General features: G+C 63.3%; 23 protein-coding genes. 14 read left to right on the top strand and 9 right to left on the bottom strand.

The window, feature by feature from the left end; translation table 11 throughout:
• Window positions 1-4: 4 nt before the first annotated feature.
• The 3 genes from NKH13_RS16520 to NKH13_RS16510 are packed head-to-tail and all read left to right on the top strand — an operon-like array spanning window position 5 to window position 3,454.
• Window positions 5-697, top strand: coding sequence for a response regulator (locus NKH13_RS16520; protein WP_352913059.1), 693 nt, complete (start codon window positions 5-7; stop codon window positions 695-697).
• Window positions 685-2,256: an ATP-binding protein gene (locus tag NKH13_RS16515; protein WP_352913057.1), complete on the top strand. Its 1,572-nt coding sequence runs from the start codon at window positions 685-687 to the stop codon at window positions 2,254-2,256. Before NKH13_RS16520 ends, NKH13_RS16515 begins: the two co-directional genes overlap by 13 nt.
• Window positions 2,257-2,287: 31 nt before the next feature.
• Window positions 2,288-3,454 (top strand): NAD(P)/FAD-dependent oxidoreductase, encoded by a 1,167-nt coding sequence (locus tag NKH13_RS16510; protein ID WP_352913056.1) that lies wholly within the window; start codon window positions 2,288-2,290, stop codon window positions 3,452-3,454.
• A gap of 23 nt (window positions 3,455-3,477) precedes the next feature.
• Here NKH13_RS16510 and NKH13_RS16505 read toward each other — a convergent pair whose 3' ends face one another.
• The 4 genes from NKH13_RS16505 to NKH13_RS16490 form a co-directional block, all read right to left on the bottom strand.
• Window positions 3,478-3,966, bottom strand: coding sequence for an SRPBCC family protein (locus tag NKH13_RS16505; protein WP_352913054.1), 489 nt, complete (start codon window positions 3,964-3,966; stop codon window positions 3,478-3,480).
• Window positions 3,967-4,004: 38 nt separating this feature from the next.
• Window positions 4,005-4,451 (bottom strand): SRPBCC family protein, encoded by a 447-nt coding sequence (locus NKH13_RS16500; RefSeq protein ID WP_352470856.1) that lies wholly within the window; start codon window positions 4,449-4,451, stop codon window positions 4,005-4,007.
• A complete protein-coding gene (locus tag NKH13_RS16495; protein WP_352491684.1) occupies window positions 4,451-4,762 on the bottom strand; it encodes an ArsR/SmtB family transcription factor in 312 nt (103 codons plus the stop codon). The genes NKH13_RS16500 and NKH13_RS16495 overlap by 1 nt, the downstream gene beginning before the upstream one ends.
• Before the next feature lie 92 nt (window positions 4,763-4,854).
• On the bottom strand, window positions 4,855-5,280 hold the full coding sequence (locus NKH13_RS16490; protein WP_352466522.1) for a GNAT family N-acetyltransferase: 426 nt from the start codon (window positions 5,278-5,280) through the stop codon (window positions 4,855-4,857).
• A 167-nt stretch (window positions 5,281-5,447) separates the two neighbouring features.
• Here NKH13_RS16490 and leuD point away from each other — a divergent pair, with 167 nt between their 5' ends.
• The 6 genes from leuD to NKH13_RS16460 all read left to right on the top strand — a co-directional run bounded on the left by leuD (window position 5,448) and on the right by NKH13_RS16460 (window position 9,659).
• Window positions 5,448-6,053 carry a 3-isopropylmalate dehydratase small subunit gene (gene leuD, locus NKH13_RS16485; protein WP_292663076.1) on the top strand — a complete coding sequence of 202 codons (606 nt, stop codon included), beginning with the start codon at window positions 5,448-5,450 and terminating at the stop codon, window positions 6,051-6,053.
• Between the two features lie 55 nt (window positions 6,054-6,108).
• The gene (locus NKH13_RS16480; RefSeq protein ID WP_352719401.1) at window positions 6,109-7,020 is read left to right on the top strand and encodes an Ivy family c-type lysozyme inhibitor; all 912 of its coding nucleotides are present in this window, start codon (window positions 6,109-6,111) and stop codon (window positions 7,018-7,020) included.
• A 123-nt stretch (window positions 7,021-7,143) separates the two neighbouring features.
• Window positions 7,144-7,527: a RidA family protein gene (locus NKH13_RS16475; protein ID WP_352719400.1), complete on the top strand. Its 384-nt coding sequence runs from the start codon at window positions 7,144-7,146 to the stop codon at window positions 7,525-7,527.
• Between the two features lie 51 nt (window positions 7,528-7,578).
• Window positions 7,579-7,929: a VOC family protein gene (locus NKH13_RS16470; RefSeq protein ID WP_352719430.1), complete on the top strand. Its 351-nt coding sequence runs from the start codon at window positions 7,579-7,581 to the stop codon at window positions 7,927-7,929.
• A gap of 136 nt (window positions 7,930-8,065) precedes the next feature.
• Window positions 8,066-9,169, top strand: a complete 1,104-nt coding sequence (gene leuB / locus NKH13_RS16465) for a 3-isopropylmalate dehydrogenase (protein WP_352719399.1) — start codon at window positions 8,066-8,068, stop codon at window positions 9,167-9,169.
• A gap of 4 nt (window positions 9,170-9,173) precedes the next feature.
• Window positions 9,174-9,659 (top strand): GNAT family N-acetyltransferase, encoded by a 486-nt coding sequence (locus tag NKH13_RS16460; RefSeq protein WP_352913051.1) that lies wholly within the window; start codon window positions 9,174-9,176, stop codon window positions 9,657-9,659.
• Here the strand turns inward: NKH13_RS16460 and NKH13_RS16455 are convergent.
• The 3 genes from NKH13_RS16455 to NKH13_RS16445 all read right to left on the bottom strand — a co-directional run bounded on the left by NKH13_RS16455 (window position 9,649) and on the right by NKH13_RS16445 (window position 13,011).
• Entirely contained in the window at window positions 9,649-10,311 is a 663-nt protein-coding gene (locus NKH13_RS16455) for a DUF805 domain-containing protein (protein ID WP_352913049.1), read from the bottom strand. The genes NKH13_RS16460 and NKH13_RS16455 overlap by 11 nt on opposite strands.
• Before the next feature lie 70 nt (window positions 10,312-10,381).
• Window positions 10,382-11,095: a DUF805 domain-containing protein gene (locus NKH13_RS16450; protein WP_352719396.1), complete on the bottom strand. Its 714-nt coding sequence runs from the start codon at window positions 11,093-11,095 to the stop codon at window positions 10,382-10,384.
• 83 nt (window positions 11,096-11,178) lie between these two features.
• A complete protein-coding gene (locus NKH13_RS16445) occupies window positions 11,179-13,011 on the bottom strand; it encodes a DEAD/DEAH box helicase (protein WP_352719395.1) in 1,833 nt (610 codons plus the stop codon).
• A gap of 201 nt (window positions 13,012-13,212) precedes the next feature.
• Here NKH13_RS16445 and NKH13_RS16440 point away from each other — a divergent pair, with 201 nt between their 5' ends.
• The 3 genes from NKH13_RS16440 (at window position 13,213) to NKH13_RS16430 (ending at window position 15,691) form a co-directional block, all read left to right on the top strand.
• Complete coding sequence (locus NKH13_RS16440) at window positions 13,213-13,356, top strand: hypothetical protein (protein WP_352719394.1); 144 nt, start codon at window positions 13,213-13,215, stop codon at window positions 13,354-13,356.
• Between the two features lie 106 nt (window positions 13,357-13,462).
• Window positions 13,463-14,497, top strand: a complete 1,035-nt coding sequence (locus NKH13_RS16435; RefSeq protein ID WP_023680535.1) for an aspartate-semialdehyde dehydrogenase — start codon at window positions 13,463-13,465, stop codon at window positions 14,495-14,497.
• 516 nt (window positions 14,498-15,013) lie between these two features.
• On the top strand, window positions 15,014-15,691 hold the full coding sequence (locus tag NKH13_RS16430) for a hypothetical protein (protein WP_352913046.1): 678 nt from the start codon (window positions 15,014-15,016) through the stop codon (window positions 15,689-15,691).
• A gap of 134 nt (window positions 15,692-15,825) precedes the next feature.
• On the opposite strand, the gene NKH13_RS16425 is transcribed toward NKH13_RS16430, so the two are convergent.
• Entirely contained in the window at window positions 15,826-16,236 is a 411-nt protein-coding gene (locus NKH13_RS16425) for an ACT domain-containing protein (protein ID WP_352913044.1), read from the bottom strand.
• Window positions 16,237-16,493: 257 nt separating this feature from the next.
• Here NKH13_RS16425 and NKH13_RS16420 point away from each other — a divergent pair, with 257 nt between their 5' ends.
• Window positions 16,494-16,904 (top strand): DoxX family protein, encoded by a 411-nt coding sequence (locus tag NKH13_RS16420; RefSeq protein ID WP_352913042.1) that lies wholly within the window; start codon window positions 16,494-16,496, stop codon window positions 16,902-16,904.
• Window positions 16,905-17,088: 184 nt separating this feature from the next.
• Window positions 17,089-17,352 carry a YMGG-like glycine zipper-containing protein gene (locus NKH13_RS16415; protein ID WP_352466510.1) on the top strand — a complete coding sequence of 88 codons (264 nt, stop codon included), beginning with the start codon at window positions 17,089-17,091 and terminating at the stop codon, window positions 17,350-17,352.
• Window positions 17,353-17,424: 72 nt separating this feature from the next.
• On the opposite strand, the gene rpsP is transcribed toward NKH13_RS16415, so the two are convergent.
• Complete coding sequence (gene rpsP / locus NKH13_RS16410) at window positions 17,425-17,826, bottom strand: 30S ribosomal protein S16 (RefSeq protein ID WP_352913040.1); 402 nt, start codon at window positions 17,824-17,826, stop codon at window positions 17,425-17,427.
• Window positions 17,827-17,829: the final 3 nt, after the last annotated feature.

Genomic DNA, 17,829 nt, shown 5'->3' with positions numbered 1-17,829 from the left:
TTTGATGCCGCACCACATACTGGTCGCCGACGACGATCCGCACATTCGCGAAATCATCTGCTTCGCGCTCGAAAAGGCCGGCATGAAAACGCTGACGGTGCCGAACGGCGCGGCTGCCTTGCAGGCGATCGAACGCCGTGCTCCCGATCTTGTCGTGCTCGACATCGGCATGCCGGAAATGGACGGGCTGGAAGTGTGCCGGCGGCTGCGCCACACATCCGACGTGCCGGTGCTGTTCCTGTCCGCGCGGGATGAAGAGATCGACCGCATCCTCGGGCTGGAAATGGGCGGCGACGATTATGTCACCAAGCCGTTCAGCCCGCGCGAGCTGGTCGCCCGCGTCAACGTCATTCTGCGCCGCGCCCGGCCCACGCCGAAACCAGCCGACGACCGGCAATTCTCGCATGGCAGACTGTTGCTGGTTCCGGCAAGCCATACAGCCAGCTTCGACGGCAAGCCACTGGTTCTGACCTCGATCGAATTCGCGATCCTGCAAGGATTTCTGGCAAGGCCGGCGCATGTGCTTGGCCGCGACATGGTGATGGCCAATGCCTATGCGGCCAACATCCATGTCGCAGACCGCACCGTCGACAGCCATATCCGCAACATCCGCGCCAAACTGGCGGCGGTCGGCTGCCTTGATGCAATCGAGACCGTGCACGGCGTCGGCTTCCGGCTGGGTAAATGCGGCGCGTGACCGCGCAGAAATGGCGGCCACGGCTTGCCACGGTCGTCATTGCCATCCTGATCATGGTGATGGCACTGCCGCTGGCCGGCCTGTTCTTCTTCCGGCTCTACGAGAACCAGCTGATCCGCCAGACCGAGGCCGAGCTGATCGCACAAGGTGCCGCCCTTGCCGCGATCTACGCGCAAGAGGTCCGTGAGGCCGGCCTTGCCCCGGAAAAGCTCGGCACACCCATGCCTCCGCCCGATACCGGCGATCGGGCTTCTCGCTACCTGCCGATCGAACCGCGCCTCGATCTTGCGTCCGACAGGATCCTGCCGACCCGGCCCGCAGCCACCGCGGCCAGCGTCGATCCTGCCTTCGCGGCGATCGGCGCGCGGCTGTCGGGCATACTTGCCGAGACGCAGAAGACCACGCTAGCCGGCTTCCGGCTGCTCGATCCGAGAGGCGTGGTCATCGCCGGGCGTGAGGAAGCCGGCCTGTCGCTCGGCGCTGTCGAAGAAGTTCGCGCAGCACTTGCCGGCCGCTACGCCAGCGCGCTTAGGCTGCGGGTTCCCGACCAGCCGTCGCCGCCGCTCTATTCGGTCAGCCGCGGCACCAAGGTTCGCGTCTTTGTCGCCATGCCGGTTGCGGTCTCCGGCAAGGTCGCCGGCGTGGTCTATCTGTCGCGGACGCCGAACAACATCGTCAAGCATCTCTATGGCGAGCGCGGCAAGGTGGCGCTGGCGGCAATCGCCATCCTCGGCGGCACGCTGCTGATCGGGCTGGTCTTCCTGCGCACCGTCAGCCGGCCGATTTATGCGCTGATGGAACGCACGAAACGCATCGCCGCCGGCGACCGCGCGGCGATCAGGCCGCTCGATCACCACGGCACGCGCGAAATGGCAGCGCTTTCCGCCGCCTTCCTCGACATGGCCGAAAAGCTGCACGCACGCTCCGACGGCATCCAGACCTTTGCCACCCACGTCTCGCACGAGCTCAAATCGCCGCTGACGGCGATCCAGGGGGCGGCCGAACTGCTGCGCGATTCGGGCAGCGCGATGGACGAGGCCAAGCGGCGGCGCTTCTCGGACAATATCGTCACCGATGCCGGCCGGCTCAATCTGCTGGTGCGCCGCCTGCTCGATCTGGCGCGCGCCGAAAATCTCGAGCCGAGCGGCGAAAGCACATCGCTCGGTGCGGCACTGGCGCTGCTGCCGGCCGATGACAGGCTGGCGGTACGCCTCGAGGCGGGCGCCGAGATCGGGCTGCGCATATCGGCTGAAAACGCCACGATCGTGCTGGCCAACCTTATCGACAATTCGGCGCGGCACGGCGCGACGCTGGTTTCGGTCACGGCAGCAAGCGCGGACGGCAAGGCCACCATCGTGGTGGACGATGACGGCGCCGGCATTTCGCCCAGCAACCGAGGCCGCATCTTCGAGCCGTTCTTCACCACGCGCCGCGATTGCGGTGGCACCGGCATGGGCCTCGGCATCGTGCTGGCCCTCCTGAAAGCGCATGATGGCACGATCCGGCTGGTTGACTCGGCGAGCGGCACGCGCTTCGAGATCATCCTGCCGGCGGCGTGACTCGGCGGTTCAGATCGGAAGGGCGAAAAAGGTGCATTACGACATCGTCATCATCGGCGGAGCCATCGTCGGCTCCTCTGTCGCCTATTATCTGCGCGAGGAAGGGTTTTCGGGCTCGATCGCGCTTGTCGAGCGCGACCCGCAATTTTCCCGCGCCGCGACCACGCTGTCCTGCGCCTCCATCCGCCAGCAGTTCTCGATCCCGGAAAACATCCGGCTGTCGCAGTTCACGCTGAAACTGTTCCGGCGGCTCAGGGAAGAGTTTGGCGCGGACGCCGATATCGGCTTTCGCGAAGGCGGCTACCTCATCCTTGCCGGCGAGAACGGCCTGCCTATCCTGCGGGCCAACCACGAGGCGCAGATGGCCGAGGGCGCCGACATCGTGCTCGAGGATGCCGAGGCGCTCGTCCACCGCTTTCCGTGGCTGTCGGTCGAGGGCATTTCCGCCGGCGCCTATGGCCGCAGCGGCGAAGGCTGGTTCGACGCGCATGCGATGCTGATGCTGTTCCGCAAGGCACTGCGAAGCAAAAACATCGATTTCATCACGGCGTCGGTGACCGGTATCAAGCGGCAGGGGAAGCGCGTCGCCGGTGTGACCCTCGACAATGGCGAGCGGCTCGAGGCTGGCACCGTCGTCAACGCCGCCGGGCCGAATGCCGGCAAGGTGGCAGCGATGGCCGGGCTGGCGCTGCCCGTGGAGCCGCGCAAGCGCAACGTCTTCGTCTTCGAGGCGCGAGAGAAATATGAGGACATGCCGCTGCTGGTCGACCCAAGCGGCATCTATGTCCGGCCGGAAGGCTCGGTCTACATCACCGGCGGCGCCGAGCCAGAAGAGGGCGAAGGACCGGCCGACCCCGCCGACTTCGACCCCGACTGGCCGCTGTTCGAAGAGGTGATCTGGCCGGTGCTGGCGACCCGCATTCCGGCCTTCGAGGCGATCAAGCCGACGCGCGCCTGGGTCGGCCATTACGACTACAACACGCTCGACCAGAACGCGGTGATCGGCCCGCATCCCGAGGTCGGTAATTTCCTCTTCGCCAACGGTTTTTCCGGTCACGGCTTGCAGCAGGCGCCGGCGGTCGGCAAGGCGCTGGCGGAACTGATCGTGCATGGCGGCTATCGCACGGTGGATTGCTCGGCGTTCGGGTACAGCCGTATCGCCGACGGGCGGCCGTTTCGGGAATTGAATGTAATTTAACGCTTGTGCGAAGGGCCGTTGGGCTAAGCCGCCACCAAGCCGCCTGCACCAAGATACGCCTGAAGCCAGCTCAGAACCCTACCCCAGCCTTCCGCATGCTCGGTTGCGGCGTCAGCGAGGCCGGCAAAGCCGCCATGACAGATGGTGACGCGCGTGCCGCCGGCGATCGGCTCCAGCAGCCAGGCGACTTTGGTTTCGCGGCGGCCAAGCGTCGGATGGTCCCAGTCGTATCTGCGCGTCTGCACGATCCGGCGCGGCCCCTCGATCTCCAGGAATTCACCGCTGGCGGGCAGGTGTCTGCCAGCCGCCGTCTCGACGGTGACGCTCCAGCGGCCGCCAACGTGGAGGTCGGCCGTCCATCCGGTCATCCGGTAGGTCTTGGCGGACCCCCACCAGCGCTCGACCTCGCGTGTAACGAGCGCGTCAAAGATCCGCTCGGGCGGCGCGCAAACATCGGCGCTCGCCATGACGGTCTCGCCATTGGTCATGCTGTGCACCGCGGAACCGTGCATCACCTGTCCTCCAGAAACGTTTCGCTATCGAAACGACCTCAAGCCTTCGACGCCGGGCGCGACAGCCCTTTGCCGGTTTCGAGCAGGCTCTTCAGGCTGGACAGGATGAGCGGCCAGCCGTTCGCCACATGGCCGAGCAGCTTATGCGGCCCATCGGCTTCGTGTGTGATGGCGAGCTTCATCATCTCGCCCTCCTGCTCGATGGCGAAGGTGCAGCGTGTGTAGCCGTCCGCCTTGACCTCGGGCATGAATTCGTTGCGCCATTTGAGCACGATGCGCTTGGGTGGATCGATCTCGAGGACCTCGCCGCTGTCGGTGACGCGGCCGTCGGTGTAAACCATCTTCCACGCCGAACCTTGTTTCCAATCGCTCAGCATCTGGGCGCCGAGGAAATATTGCCGCTGGAACTCCGGTTCGGTCAGTGCTTGCCAGAGTTTTTCGGGCGAGGTGCGGATGTAGGTGACATAAACGAAAATGTTGCTCATCAGTCTTCCCTTTCGAGACGTTTCTTCAAATCGCTGAGGGCGCCCAGTCGCCCCCGCTCGAATTTGCCGATCCAGCGTTCGGCGATCTCGTTGATGGGAACGGGATTCAGATAGTGTTGCTTCTCGCGTCCCTTGCGGATGGTGGTGACGAGGTTTGCTTCTTCCAAAATCGCCAGATGCTTGGTCACCGCCTGGCGCGTCATGTCCATCTCACCGCACAGCGCGTTCAGCGTCTGCCCGTTCCTGGCATGAAGGCTGTCCAGCAATCGCCGGCGTGTCGGGTCGGCCAAGGCGCGAAAGACATCATCCATGCTCATGACTCTAATATGCAACCATTTGGTTGCATGTCAAGAGGCAGAACCTTGGCCGAGGATGCGCAGGTTGAGGTCGCTGGAAGTGGATTTCAGCGCTTGCGGCCGAACCAGAACGCGTCGGACACGCGCTCCATGCCGATCCGTTCGTAGAAGCCGACCGCGTCGGGCATGGAGATCAGGCTGATGGCGACGGACGGCCCGAGTTGTCGCCGCGCTTCATCGAGAAGGCCCTTGCCGATGCCGAGCCCTTGCGCCGCTTTGCAAACGGCGAGCTCGGAAACGTAACAGACCCACGAGAAATCGGTGACACCGCGGGCAACGCCGACCAGCGGCTTGCCTTCTGTGTCGAGACGCGCGGTGAGCACCAAATTGGCCGCTGACAACATCGCCTTTAATCGGGTGTCGTCATCGACGGGGCGGTTGGCGCCGAGGCCGGATTCCACCAACACGCGGCGGAACTCGGCGGTGCCGAGGCCCGGTTCGCTGGCGTAGAGGACCTTGGATCGCGTTGTCATGTCGATAAAAGTGCACCATGGGCCGGTGATTTTGAAGCTGTTTTGTACCGATCTTGTGTTTCGATCGACGACGGAAGTCCAAAAACAGCCGCCTTTTATTTGCCCGCGGCTTTGTGTAAACCGGGCGCCAGCAATTCCCCGCAACGAGAAGAAGACGGGCAAGAACCATGGAAAAATTCACCAAGCTCACCGGCGTCGCCGCGCCGATGCCGATCGTCAATGTCGACACCGACATGATCATCCCCAAGGATTATCTCAAGACGATCAAGCGCACCGGGCTCGGCACCGGCTTGTTTGCCGAAATGCGCTACAAGGACGACGGTTCTGAAAATCCGGACTTCGTGCTCAACAAGCCGGCCTACCGCAAGGCGCAGATCCTGGTCGCCGGCGACAATTTCGGCTGCGGCTCGAGCCGGGAACATGCGCCGTGGGCGCTGCTCGATTTCGGCATCCGCTGCGTCATCTCGACCTCGTTCGCCGACATTTTCTACAACAACTGCTTCAAGAACGGCATCCTGCCGATCACCGTCAGCCCGGAAGACCTGGAGAAGCTGATGGACGATGCCTCGCGTGGTTCCAACGCGACGCTGTCGGTCGATCTCGAAGCCAAGGAAATCCGCGGGCCGGACGGCGGCGTGGTCAAGTTCGACCTCGACGAATTCAAGCGCCACTGCCTCTTGAACGGCCTCGACGATATCGGCCTGACCATGGAGAAGGCCGGCGCCATCGCTTCGTTCGAGAAGAAGAACGCCGAGCTGCGGCCCTGGGCATAGGCTCTAAAGCCGCGCCGACGGTCGGCCTCTACGCCAAGTGTCCGGGAGGGATGTGATGACACGCTTGCTTGTTGCCGCTGCCTGCGGACTGCCGCTGATGCTGCTGCCCCCGGCGAGCGTCTATGCCCAGACGCAGACGCCCGCCACGGAAGCGCCAGCGACAGATCAAGGCGCCAGCGACACAGCCGCCGCCGACGATGACAAGCAGGCGCCGATCCCGTTCGAGGGCGGCCAGCTGACCATCACCCAGGAGGAAGAGTACGGGGAACGGGTGCTCGCCTTCGACGGCAAGGAACTGGCGCGCAATTACGACGTCTTCTTCGACAAGATCGTCGAGGTCGGCGGCGTCAAGGTGGCGCTGGTCGATGTCGGCGACGGCGGCAATCAATGCGGCCCGGCCAAGGTGATCGTGTGGAAGCCGGAAGGCGGCGCGATCCAGACGACCACGGTCGAGCAGGACGAATGCGGCGCACCGCCGGCTGCGATCTCCGACAGCGCGATCTATTTCGTGCCCTATCTGCTGCCGGGCGATTCCAAGCCGGCGCTGCAATGGTCGCCGACGGACGGACTGACGACGTCCGGCAATCTGACCTACATGCCGGAGCCGGGCACCGACTGGAAAGACGTCGATCCGTCGAAATACGACAACATCATCGACGCCTTCCACAATGAAGCGGTCTACAAGGAAGCCGAGACGCTGCTCGGCAAGGACATGCCCGACATGGCGACCAGCCTGCTGGTCGGCGGCGGCACCGAGAAAACCGCGTCGGGCGCCTTTTTTGCCAGCGGCTGCGTGCCGCATGATTGCGGCGGCAATGACGGCTTCATGGCGGTCGACCCCGTCGACCACAAGCTCTATTTCGCCCGGCGCGGCGACAAGCCCGAGCCGGACGCGTGGCCGGCGGTGAATAGCTGGCCGGCCGAGATCAAGGAAGCGCTGGACAAGGCGCTGGGGTCACCGAATTAGAAATCGTTCTGCCGCGATCCTTCCCGCCCCCTCTGTCCTGCCGGACATCTCCCCCACTTGGGGGGAGATCGGCCGTCACCGCCGCTTTCACCAAACGGCCTACGCTGAAAAAAGGAGGACACCATGCGAAAACTGATCTCCACCGGTTCGCCCTTCGAGAAGACCGCCGGCTATTCGCGCGCCGTGGTGCAGGGCGACTGGTGTTTCGTGTCCGGAACGACCGGCTACGATTATGCGACCATGTCGATGCCGGAGACCGTCGAGGCACAAACGCGCAATTGCCTGGCGACGATCACCAAGGCGTTGCGAGATGGCGGCTTCGAAATGGCTGACGTGGTGCAGGCACATCACTATATCACCGATGCGGCTTTCGTGGACGTGGTGTTCCCGATCCTCGGCGAGGCATTTGGCGAGATCAGGCCGGCAGCAACGATGATCGTGTGCCAGCTCAACAAGCCGGAAATGAAGATCGAGATCGAGGTGACGGCGCTGCGGCGCACAGCCTGATGCCTGTCACGGTTGCGACAACGACACGGTTAGAACGAGGATCGGCCCATGGTGAAGGTCAGACGCATCGTTGCAAACATAGACACGCAGGACATCGCGGCGGCAAAACCCTTCTATCAGGATGTGCTCGGTCTCCATCTCAAGATGGATATGGGCTGGATCGCTACCTATGGCTCGCAAGAGACGATGTCCGTGCAGGTCAGTTTCATGGCCGAAGGGGGATCAGGAACGCCGGTGCCTGACCTGTCGATCGAGGTCGACGACGTCGATGCCGCGCTTGAAAGCATGAGGACGGCCGGCTTTGCCATCGAATACGGTCCGGCGGACGAACCCTGGGGCGTGCGGCGCTTCTTCGTACGCGACCCGTTCGGCAGGCTGGTCAATATCCTCTCGCATCTGTAGGCGTTTTGGCTTGAGCATCGGATTCTCCCAAAACCGGTTTCCACTTTTGGGTCCGATGCTCTGAACCGCAGGCTTGCGCGCCGGCCGCTTGGCGTTTAGCAAGGCCGCGGCTCACGACACAATCAGGACGGTTCTCATGGCTTCGAAAAATCTTCTCCTGCTTGCCGGCGACGGCATCGGCCCCGAGGCGATGGCCGAGGTGAAGAAGCTGATCGCCGCCATGAACGACAAGCTCGGCAGCGATTTCGTCACCGATGAGGGCCTTGTCGGCGGTTGCGCTTACGACGCACATGGCGCGGCGATTTCCGATGCCGACATGGCCAAGGCAATGGCGGCGGACGCGGTGCTGTTCGGCGCCGTCGGCGGACCGAAATGGGATGCGGTGCCTTACGAGGTGCGCCCGGAGGCGGGTCTGCTGCGGCTGCGCAAGGACATGGAACTGTTCGCCAATCTTCGACCCGCCATTTGCTATCCGGCGCTGGCGGCGTCCTCCTCGCTCAAGCAGGAGGTGGTCGAGGGGCTCGATATCCTCATCGTGCGCGAGCTCACCGGCGGCGTCTATTTCGGCGAGCCGAAGCAGATCATCGATCTCGGCAACGGCCAGAAGCGCGGCATCGACACCCAAGTCTACGATACGTTCGAGATCGAGCGCATTTCGGGTGTTGCCTTCGAATTGGCACGCACGCGCAAGAACCACGTCACCTCGATGGAAAAGCGCAATGTGATGAAATCAGGCGTGCTGTGGAACGAGGTCGTCACCCAGACGCACAAGGCCAGGTATGCCGACGTCAAGCTCGATCACATGTTGGCCGATGCCGGCGGCATGCAGTTGGTGCGCTGGCCGAAGCAGTTCGACGTCATCGTCACCGACAATCTGTTCGGCGACATGCTGTCCGACATCGCCGCCATGCTGACCGGCTCGATCGGCATGCTGCCGTCGGCCTCGCTCGGCGCGCCGGATGCGAAGACAAAAAAGCGCAAGGCGCTCTACGAGCCGGTGCACGGCTCGGCGCCCGACATCGCCGGCAAGGGCATCGCCAATCCGATCGCCATGATCGCCTCCTTCGCCATGTGCATGCGCTATTCCTTCGGCATGGTTGAACAGGCCGACCGGCTGGAAGGCGCGATCGCCGCCATTCTCGATCAGGGCTTGCGCACCAGGGATATTCATTCACCGGGGATGACCGAGGTCGGCACCGCTGAGATGGGCGACGCGATCATCGCCAAGTTCCTGGGCTGATCCCATGTCGGTCGACGTCCGCTGGGCGACGACCGGGGATGCCGCGGCACTCGCCACCATGCTTTGCGAAATGGCGGTGCATTACCGGCAGCCGCCACTCGACGCCAGCCAGACTTTGTCGGCGGCGCAGAAATGGCTTGGCGACGAAAGCCCGGCCTATCCGCATTTTGCGCTCGCCTTCGTCGATGGCGAAGTTTGCGGGCTGGCCTCGGTTGCGATCGCGCATCCCGGCATCGATCTCGAGCGGCTGCTGTTCCTCAAGGACCTGTTCGTGCGCGATACCGCCCGCGATGGCGGTGTCGGTCGAGCGCTGATGGTATTCCTCGCCGGCCATTGCCTCCGCGCGGGCATCGGCCGCATCGACCTGACCACCGAGGACTGGAACGAGGGTGCGCTGCGCTTCTACGACGGGCTCGGCGCGGAGCGCCACGGCCAGAAAGTCTTCCTCAGGCTTTCGAGCGAGGCGCTGAAGGCGGTCGCTAAGCCGTGACGCCGGCCGGCATCGCGCCCCAGCGATTTTCGCCAAATTGAGACGGAACCAATCCGAGGATGAGAAAGGTCACGCCAGCCGGAGTGAAGCAAAGCAAGGCAAGCCATCCGGTTAGCCCAATGTCGTGCAGACGGCGCACGATAAGCGCGATTAACGGCAGCATCATTGCCAGTACGAAAAACAAAGCAGGAAGGTAGCCGATCGACGTCCTTGGGCCGTCACCGAAACCGCCTATCGCCAGGTTGAGGAGAATGCCGAATCCGGACAGCGCGACGAGCACGACGATCGAGCAGATATAGAACCCCCAGAACTCCTTGCGGCGAGCGCGGCCGGTGAAATTGCGATAGTCGTAGACTAGCGCGCGCCGGAAATAGGCCCATAAGCCCATGGATCGGGCCGGCTGATTTTCGGCGGCACGGCCAGGCCGTTGCGGTTGTGCCGCGCGTGACGGCGAGGTATCGCTCGCTGCTGCCGTTATGGCGACGATATCGTGCGCCGTCCTGTCGTCCGCTCGGAACTCGACAAGCGCGCCCCTAGCAAGCGACACTCCCTGGCTCACATCCTCACGCGCGAAGATATAGCGCTTGCCGTCCGCTCCGTTGATGTAGCCGTAGTCCTGATCCTCGTCGTAGTGAAACACTGCGCCGCGCATTGCCTGCCCCTGGATTGCGTCGCAGCTATGCTATTTAAAGTTGCATACAATTGCAAGATGCGCGTTAAAGTTAAACCCCGACACCCGCCGGCACCGAACCCCATTGGTTTTCGCGCGACTGGGTCGGGATCAGCGCAAAGATCAGGATGATCAGGCCGCCGAAGGTCGGGATCAGGAAAAGCAGGAAGAGCCAGCCGGTCAGGCCGATATCGTGCAGGCGACGCACGTTGAGCCCGAACCACGGCAGGGCTGTCGCCAGCAGGAAGAGGCCGCAGAGGCCGACCGTCACTGCCGGCAATTCACTGTTGTCGAGATTGCCCATGGCGTCGTCGATGAAGACGCCGAGCCCTATGACCACGATCAGCGCAATCGTCCAGAACAAACAATAACCCCAATATTCCTTGCGGCGTGCACGGCCGGCGAAGTTGAAATAATTTTCGGTCAGGCCCAGCAAGAAGTAGCTCCACAGGCCGGTGGATTCGGCGGTATGGTTTTCAGCGGACCGGCCGAAATGTTGCGGCTGACGTACCCCGGGCGCATTTCCGGCCTGAGATGGCGCGGCGGTTGCAGTGGGGGCTTCGGCGGGCGCGCCGGCAGGTTGGGCGCGGATCAAAAAAACATCGCGTGCCCGTCCGCCAGCCGGCTGGAATTCGACGGTCGTGCCTCCGGCAACCGATGCTTCGCGGCGCAAATCTTCGCGCGCCAAAGTGTAGCGGTTGCCGTCGGCTCCGGTGATGAAACCGAAGCCCTCGTCTTCATCATAGTGAAGCACTTCGCCGCGCATGTGCTGCTCCCTTGCCCGCTGCCAGACTGGGCAAAGTTCCGGCAGACCGCAAGGGGCGTGCACGAAATGGAAGGGCCGGCTATTTACCCCGGCCGTTTCTTCGATTTCTTGTGTTTCGCCGGTCCGCCTTCGAACTTCGCCTTGGCCGGCTTGCCGGCCCAGGGCTTTGCCTCGAATGCCGGGCGCTTGTCAGCCGGTGCGCGCTTCTCGAATTTGGGCGCGTTTTGATCGAATGTCCGCTTGCCGCGGTGCGGCTTCTTGTCGGGCCGTGGCTCCTGATAGCCGGCCCGCGACAGATCGGGCGTGCCGTCCAACCGCTTGACCGCGATGTTGCCCTGCAGCTTGCGGTCGGGACCGATCGCCGCCAGAAAACGCTCGGCCCAGTCCGCTGCGATCTGCACGAAGGTTTCTTCCGGCTGCATCTTGATGGCGCCGATCTCGCGCTTGGAGATGCCGCCTGTCCGGCACAGCATCGGTATCAGCCAGCGCGGCTCGGCATTCTGCCGGCGTCCAACCGACAGCGAAAACCAGACGCTGTCGCCGAAATCGTCGCGGCGGCTCGGTGCCTCTTCCCGGCGCGCAAATTTTTCGCCCGACGGCGTGAACGGTGCCACGTCGAGAAGGTCCTCCGGCGCCGAGCGGCTGGAGCGGCACGTCCGTACGAAGGCGGCGGCGACCTGTTCGGGCCCGTGCTGATCGAGAAGCGCCTCGACGAAGCCGCGCTCCTCATCCTTCATAGGCTCGCTGAAGACCGGGTCGGCGAGAATGCGCTCGTCATCGCGCCGTATCACGTCGTCGGCGGAGGGCGGGCTCGCCCAGGTCGCCGCAAGGCCGGCACTTTGCAGCAGCCGCTCGGTGCGCTTGCGGGCATTATTGGGCACGATCAGCGCGCTGACGCCCTTGCGGCCCGCCCGTCCCGTCCGCCCGCTTCGGTGCAGGAGCGTCTCCGGGTTGGTCGGCAGGTCGGCATGGATCACCAACTCGAGATTGGGCAGGTCGATGCCGCGTGCCGCCACGTCGGTGGCGATGCAGACCTTGGCGCGGCCGTCGCGCATCGCCTGCAGCGCGTGGCTGCGCTCGTTCTGGCTAAGCTCGCCGGACAGCGCCACGACGGAAAAGTTGCGGTTGTTGAAGCGCGCCGTCAAATGGTTGACGGCGGCGCGCGTGTTGCAGAACACCAGCGCGTTCTTGGCCTCGTAAAAGCGCAGCACGTTGATGATGGCGTTTTCGCGGTCCGCCTGGGCGACGCTCAGCGCCCGGTATTCGATGTCGAGATGCTGCTTTTCCTCGCCGGAGGCCGAGATGCGCACGGCATCGCGCTGGTAGCCCTTGGCCAGAGTGGCGATAGAGCGTGGCACAGTGGCGGAAAACATAAGCGTGCGGCGCTCGGCAGGGGCAGCATCGAGGATGAATTCCAGATCCTCGCGAAAGCCGAGATCGAGCATCTCATCGGCCTCGTCGAGTACGACTGCCTTGAGCTCAGACATGTCGAGCGAGTTGCGGGTGATGTGGTCGCGCAGGCGGCCGGGCGTGCCGACGACGATATGGGCGCCACGCTCCAGCGCGCGCCGTTCGGTGCGCATGTCCATGCCGCCGACGCAGGACGCTATCGCTGCCCCGGTCAGCTCATAGAGCCATTCCAGCTCGCGCGTCACCTGCAAGGCCAGTTCCCGCGTCGGCGCCACGACCAGCGCCAAAGGTGCCGCGGCATGGGAAAAGCGCTCCGCGCCATCGAGCAGCGTCGGCGCCAAAGCCAGACCGAAGGCGACGGTCTTGCCGGAGCCGGTCTGGGCCGAAACCAGCGCATCGGCCTGGCCAAGCTCGAGAACCGCCTTCTGCACCGGCGTCAGCTCGACATAGCCGCGTTTTTCCAGCGCCTTTGCCAGCGCGGGAACAATAGCTTCGAAATTGGACATCTTGCTCTTTCGAAATTCGGATTCTGAATACCCGGCGACGGGTCAAATGTCGGCAAGCGCCACGGACGGGCGCCACGAGCCAGACGATGCTCGTTCGTACTTGGTGCCGCCGTCATTGTACAGGGCGGGCGGGTCGGCCTGGTTGCGATTGACTCTGGACGCAAACCGCGTAAAAGCCGGCACCGAACGGGATAGTTTTCGATGCGCGGCCTTCTGATGGCGCCCCTTGCATTCGACATCCCCGGCCCCAATGCGAACCATTGGGCCGGACGCTTCGGCGCGTCTTTCCGTTCCAGTAAAATCACGTTCAAAAAAACCGGCAAAACGACCACCAAAACGGTCTGATTCCCTTGGCCTAACCACCCTCTCCCGGGTCCGGCCCGGGGGTTGAAACCCGCATCGGCCGGCGGGTTTTCTCCAGAAACCGAGCGGAGAGGGACAGGAGATTTCGATGAGTTTCAAGGTTGCGATCGTCGGCGCCACGGGCAATGTGGGCCGGGAAATGCTCAACATACTGGAAGAGCGCGGCTTTCCGGTGAGCGAGGTGGTGGCGTTGGCCTCGCGGCGCAGCCAGGGCACGGAAGTGTCGTTCGGTGACCGCACGCTGAAGGTCAGGGCGCTCGACCAATATGATTTTTCCGACACCGACATCTGCATCATGTCGGCCGGCGGCAACGTCTCCAAGGAATGGTCGCCGAAGATCGGCAAGCAGGGCTGCGTCGTCATCGATAATTCGTCGGCCTTCCGTTACGACCAGGACGTGCCGCTGATCGTTCCGGAAGTGAACCCGGATGCGATTTCGCTGTTCACGCGCAAGAACATCATTGCCAACCCGAACTGCTCGACGGCGCAGCTGGTCGTGGCGCTGAAGCCGCTGCATGACGCCGCCACCATCAAGCGCGTCGTCGTCGCCACCTACCAGTCGGTCTCCGGCGCCGGCAAGGAAGGCATGGACGAATTGTTCACGCAGACGCGCGCGGTGTTCGTGGCCGACCAGGTCGACGTCAAGAAGTTCACCAAGCGTATCGCCTTCAACGTCATCCCGCATATCGACGTCTTCCTCGACGACGGCTTCACCAAGGAAGAGTGGAAGATGGTGGCCGAGACCAAGAAAATGCTCGACCCCAAGATCAAGCTGACGGCGACCTGCGTGCGCGTGCCGGTGTTCATCGGCCATTCAGAAGCGGTCAACATCGAGTTCGAAAAGCCGATCACCGCCGATGAGGCGCGCGAGATCCTGCGCGAGGCGCCGGGCTGTCAGGTCATCGACAAGCGCGAGGACGGCGGCTACATCACGCCGCTGGAATCGGCAGGCGAGGACGCCACCTTCATCTCGCGCATCCGCGAGGATTCGACCATCGACAACGGCCTGTCGATGTGGATCGTCTCCGACAATCTGCGCAAGGGCGCGGCACTGAATGCGGTTCAGATCGCGGAGCTGCTGGTCGAGCGCGGGCTGATCCAGCCGAAGAAGAAGGCGGCATAGTTTCGCTCACGGGCCGTATCGCCGCTACGCGGCTGGCCCCCGCGGGGGCGCCGGATAACCGGCGGCCCGCAGTCGCGGGCTCGGCCTTCGGCCGTTAGCTCCCTTCTCCCCGTTCACGGGGAGAAGGTGCCGGCAGGCGGATGAGGGGCAGCACCGGCGTCTCAAATAGGCAGCAAGGCGCCGGCGTCACAGCCGGTTCTCCTCCGCCAGGTCCAATAGCAACTCCAGCGCCTCCTCCGACCCCTCGTCAGGTTCTCCGCTCGCAGGCCTGAAATCCTTAAGCTGTGCACTTTGGCAGATAACCGCCCCAGACTGGCCTGTCGCCCTGCTTGACATGGCTCATAGACTGAGGCTGAACCGTTTGAATTGTCTTTGGGCCAATTGCCCAAGTCAGCTATTTGGCAGCGGCATCAATTCAAACCGTATGGCAAACCGTTGACAAACAATTTGGCATACCATATATACAGCCCAATCGAGCGGCCCATAACGAGCACGCCGTAAACGGAGACGACTACAATGGCTAATTTGTTGAGCGGATTTTCTGAAACGGTTAAGTGGCGTTTGCTGGTGGAAGCGGCGAAGAGGGCAGCGGAGGCGCAGGGCTACTCCCTGACTCGGGTACCGGGACGGGGCCTGTCAAACATTTGGAACATCACCAAGGACGGCAAGACGACGACGGCGTCTATCCGCACCACACGCGACCGTTACATCGCTTTCCCTCCCTTGGAGGGAGGCACCAAGTGGAAGACCCTCGATGATGTCGAGACGGTCATCGTTGCAACGGTGGACTCGAAGGACGACCCGGAAAATGTCGAGGTCTATATTTTCCCCGCCGAGGACGTGCGCAGGCGGTTCAATGCCCACTACGCCGCCCGCTCAAAGGAAGGCCAGATGATCAAAGACAATTTTGGCATGTGGGTTGGGCTCGACCGAGACAATCGCGGTCTGGCCGCCAGCGTCGGGACCGGCATTCTTGACCACTACAAGAGTGTAGCGATCTACTCCATTCCCGAGCTACTAGCCGCCAATCCTCAAGAAGAGGCGGATAGCGAAGAGCCGGAGCACTCCCCTGAGGCGGTCGCGCCCGGTCTGTCAACCATCGCTGAAGTGATGGCATGGGCAAGAGACCGCGTGGCCCAGCTTGCAGGGGTGCGGACAGAGGCGGTCAAGCTCGATTTGAAGATCGAATATTAAAATGCGCCAGATGCGAACATAAATTGGCTGGCCAGATCGCCTCGCAAACGGTCCGGCCGGACTTTCTAATTGCTCCCTCTGTATCCACCTAGTCTGCTTTGGTGGCGACGCCTGCGCCAATGCAGGCGTTGACATCATGCTGATCGGCTGTCGGCGGTGAGGTTCCTCAGCAACTCCAGCGCCTCCTCCGCCCGGTCGGCGGGCACGAACAGGTGATCGTGGTAGAAGGCCGAGACCGGATTGACGCCGATGCCGGCGGTGGCCAGTCGCGCGGTGATGGCGGCGAGGAAGCCGACCGCTTCCAGCGACGAATGGATGTTCAGCGTCAGCATCCGGCAGCGGAACACGGTTTTCAGTCCAGCGGCCTTGGCATGGTCTTCAAGCACGATCAGCGTCATGCCCTCGCGCTCGCGAAACAGCATCACCGGGTGGAGCCTGTCGGGAACGGGCGCATCGGGTGGCAACGTGGTGAAGACATGAACGCCGGCAAGTAATTCCGGCGTCATTGCCGCCAGCAACTTTTTCAGGTCGGTCTCTCCGGCCATCGGTTGCTTTCGTTGTGCGATTAGGCGGCTGCTGCCGTCGAGCGCTCGGAAGACACTCCTACGGATTTTCAATAACGCCCTCCACCTCACCCCGCAAGGTGGACTTGGCCAGGTTCGTTGCTGACTGAACGTACACACCCAAGGTTCGCCCCCGGAGTGAAAAAGAACTGGAGGCATGTCGGGTCGCCGTCATGGGCCGCGTCCTTGGTTCGAGCTGGCGAAGGAGCCAGTGCTCACAACGACCGGAGGGAACATCAATGACCATGTCTCAGGCAGCACCCGTCTCATCGCGTGCCCTGTGGGCCGGCCGCGTGCTCAGCGCCGTCATCGTGCTGTTCATGATCTTCGACGGCGTCATCAAGCTACCGCCGCTCGAAATCGTCACCCAAACCATGGTGCAGCTCGGCTGGCCGGCCGATGCCAATATCTCGCGCATGCTCGGCATCATTGGATTGGTCTCGACAGCGCTTTACGCGCTGCCGCGCACCTCGGTGCTCGGCGCCATCCTGCTCACCGCCTATCTCGGCGGCGCCATCGCCACGCATGTGCGTATCGGCAGCCCTTTGTTCTCGCACATACTGTTCGGCGTCTATCTCGGCGCCATCCTCTGGGGCGGCCTGTATCTGCGCGATCCAAGGGTGCGCGCGTTATTCCCGTTCAGCCAATAGCAGCGGCTTCGAAGCCGTTCGATGGCGGCCACGCCGCCAGAGCGGCCGCGGTCCGCCTTTCTACTCTTTGGATCAAATTGAGCGCCGCCGGGCGGCAGCCGATCTTCTTCTTTGGATCAAATCGCCTGGTTGCGAGTTAGGGGGTGCAGCGGCGAGGACGGCACCCTGTTGGAGAGGAACGACAATGAAAAAGGTGATGATTTTGATGGCCTTGCTGGTGCCGCTCGGCGCCTGCTCCCGTACTGAGCAAGGCGCGGCAGTTGGTGGCCTGGGCGGTGCGGCGGTCGGCGCTGCGGTGGCCGGCAACCCGACCCAGGGCGCGGTGATCGGCGGTGCGGCCGGCGCCTTGGCCGGTGCGCTGATTGGCCGTGCCAGCGAAAGCGGCCAATGCCGCTATCGCGATCGCAACGGTCGTGTCTACGTTGCGAGCTGCCCGGAAGGCTATTGATCGGGCCGCATCATATGGATGCAATAGCGAAACGGCGGGCAAGGCCCGCCGTTTCGTGGTTGTGGAGATGATTTATTCGGCGCTGGCGGCTTCCCCCTCGGCCGGCGCGGCTGCAGCGGCGGCAACGGCCGCGGCGGCATCTTCCTGAGCCTTCTTCAGCAAGGCTGCGCGCTCCTGCGCCTTCTTGCCGGGCTCGGCCTTCTTCGGGTTGGAGCGGGCTTCGCGCTTGGCGATGCCGGCTTCATCGAGGAAGCGCAGCACGCGGTCGGTCGGCTGGGCGCCATGCGACAGCCAATGCTTGACGCGCTCGGCGTCGACCTTGACGCGTTCGCCGTCCTTGGGCAGCAGCGGATTCCACGAGCCGAGCGACTCGATGAAACGACCGTCGCGCGGCGAACGCGCGTCGGCGACGACGACATGGTAATAGGGACGCTTCTTCGAGCCCGCACGGGCCAATCGGATTTTCAGTGGCATTTC

This window comes from Mesorhizobium sp. M1348, from assembly GCF_040317925.1.
Classification (GTDB): domain Bacteria; phylum Pseudomonadota; class Alphaproteobacteria; order Rhizobiales; family Rhizobiaceae; genus Mesorhizobium.
The sequence above is the reverse complement of the archived record's forward strand: the minus strand, read 5'-3'. Positions and strand labels throughout refer to the sequence as shown.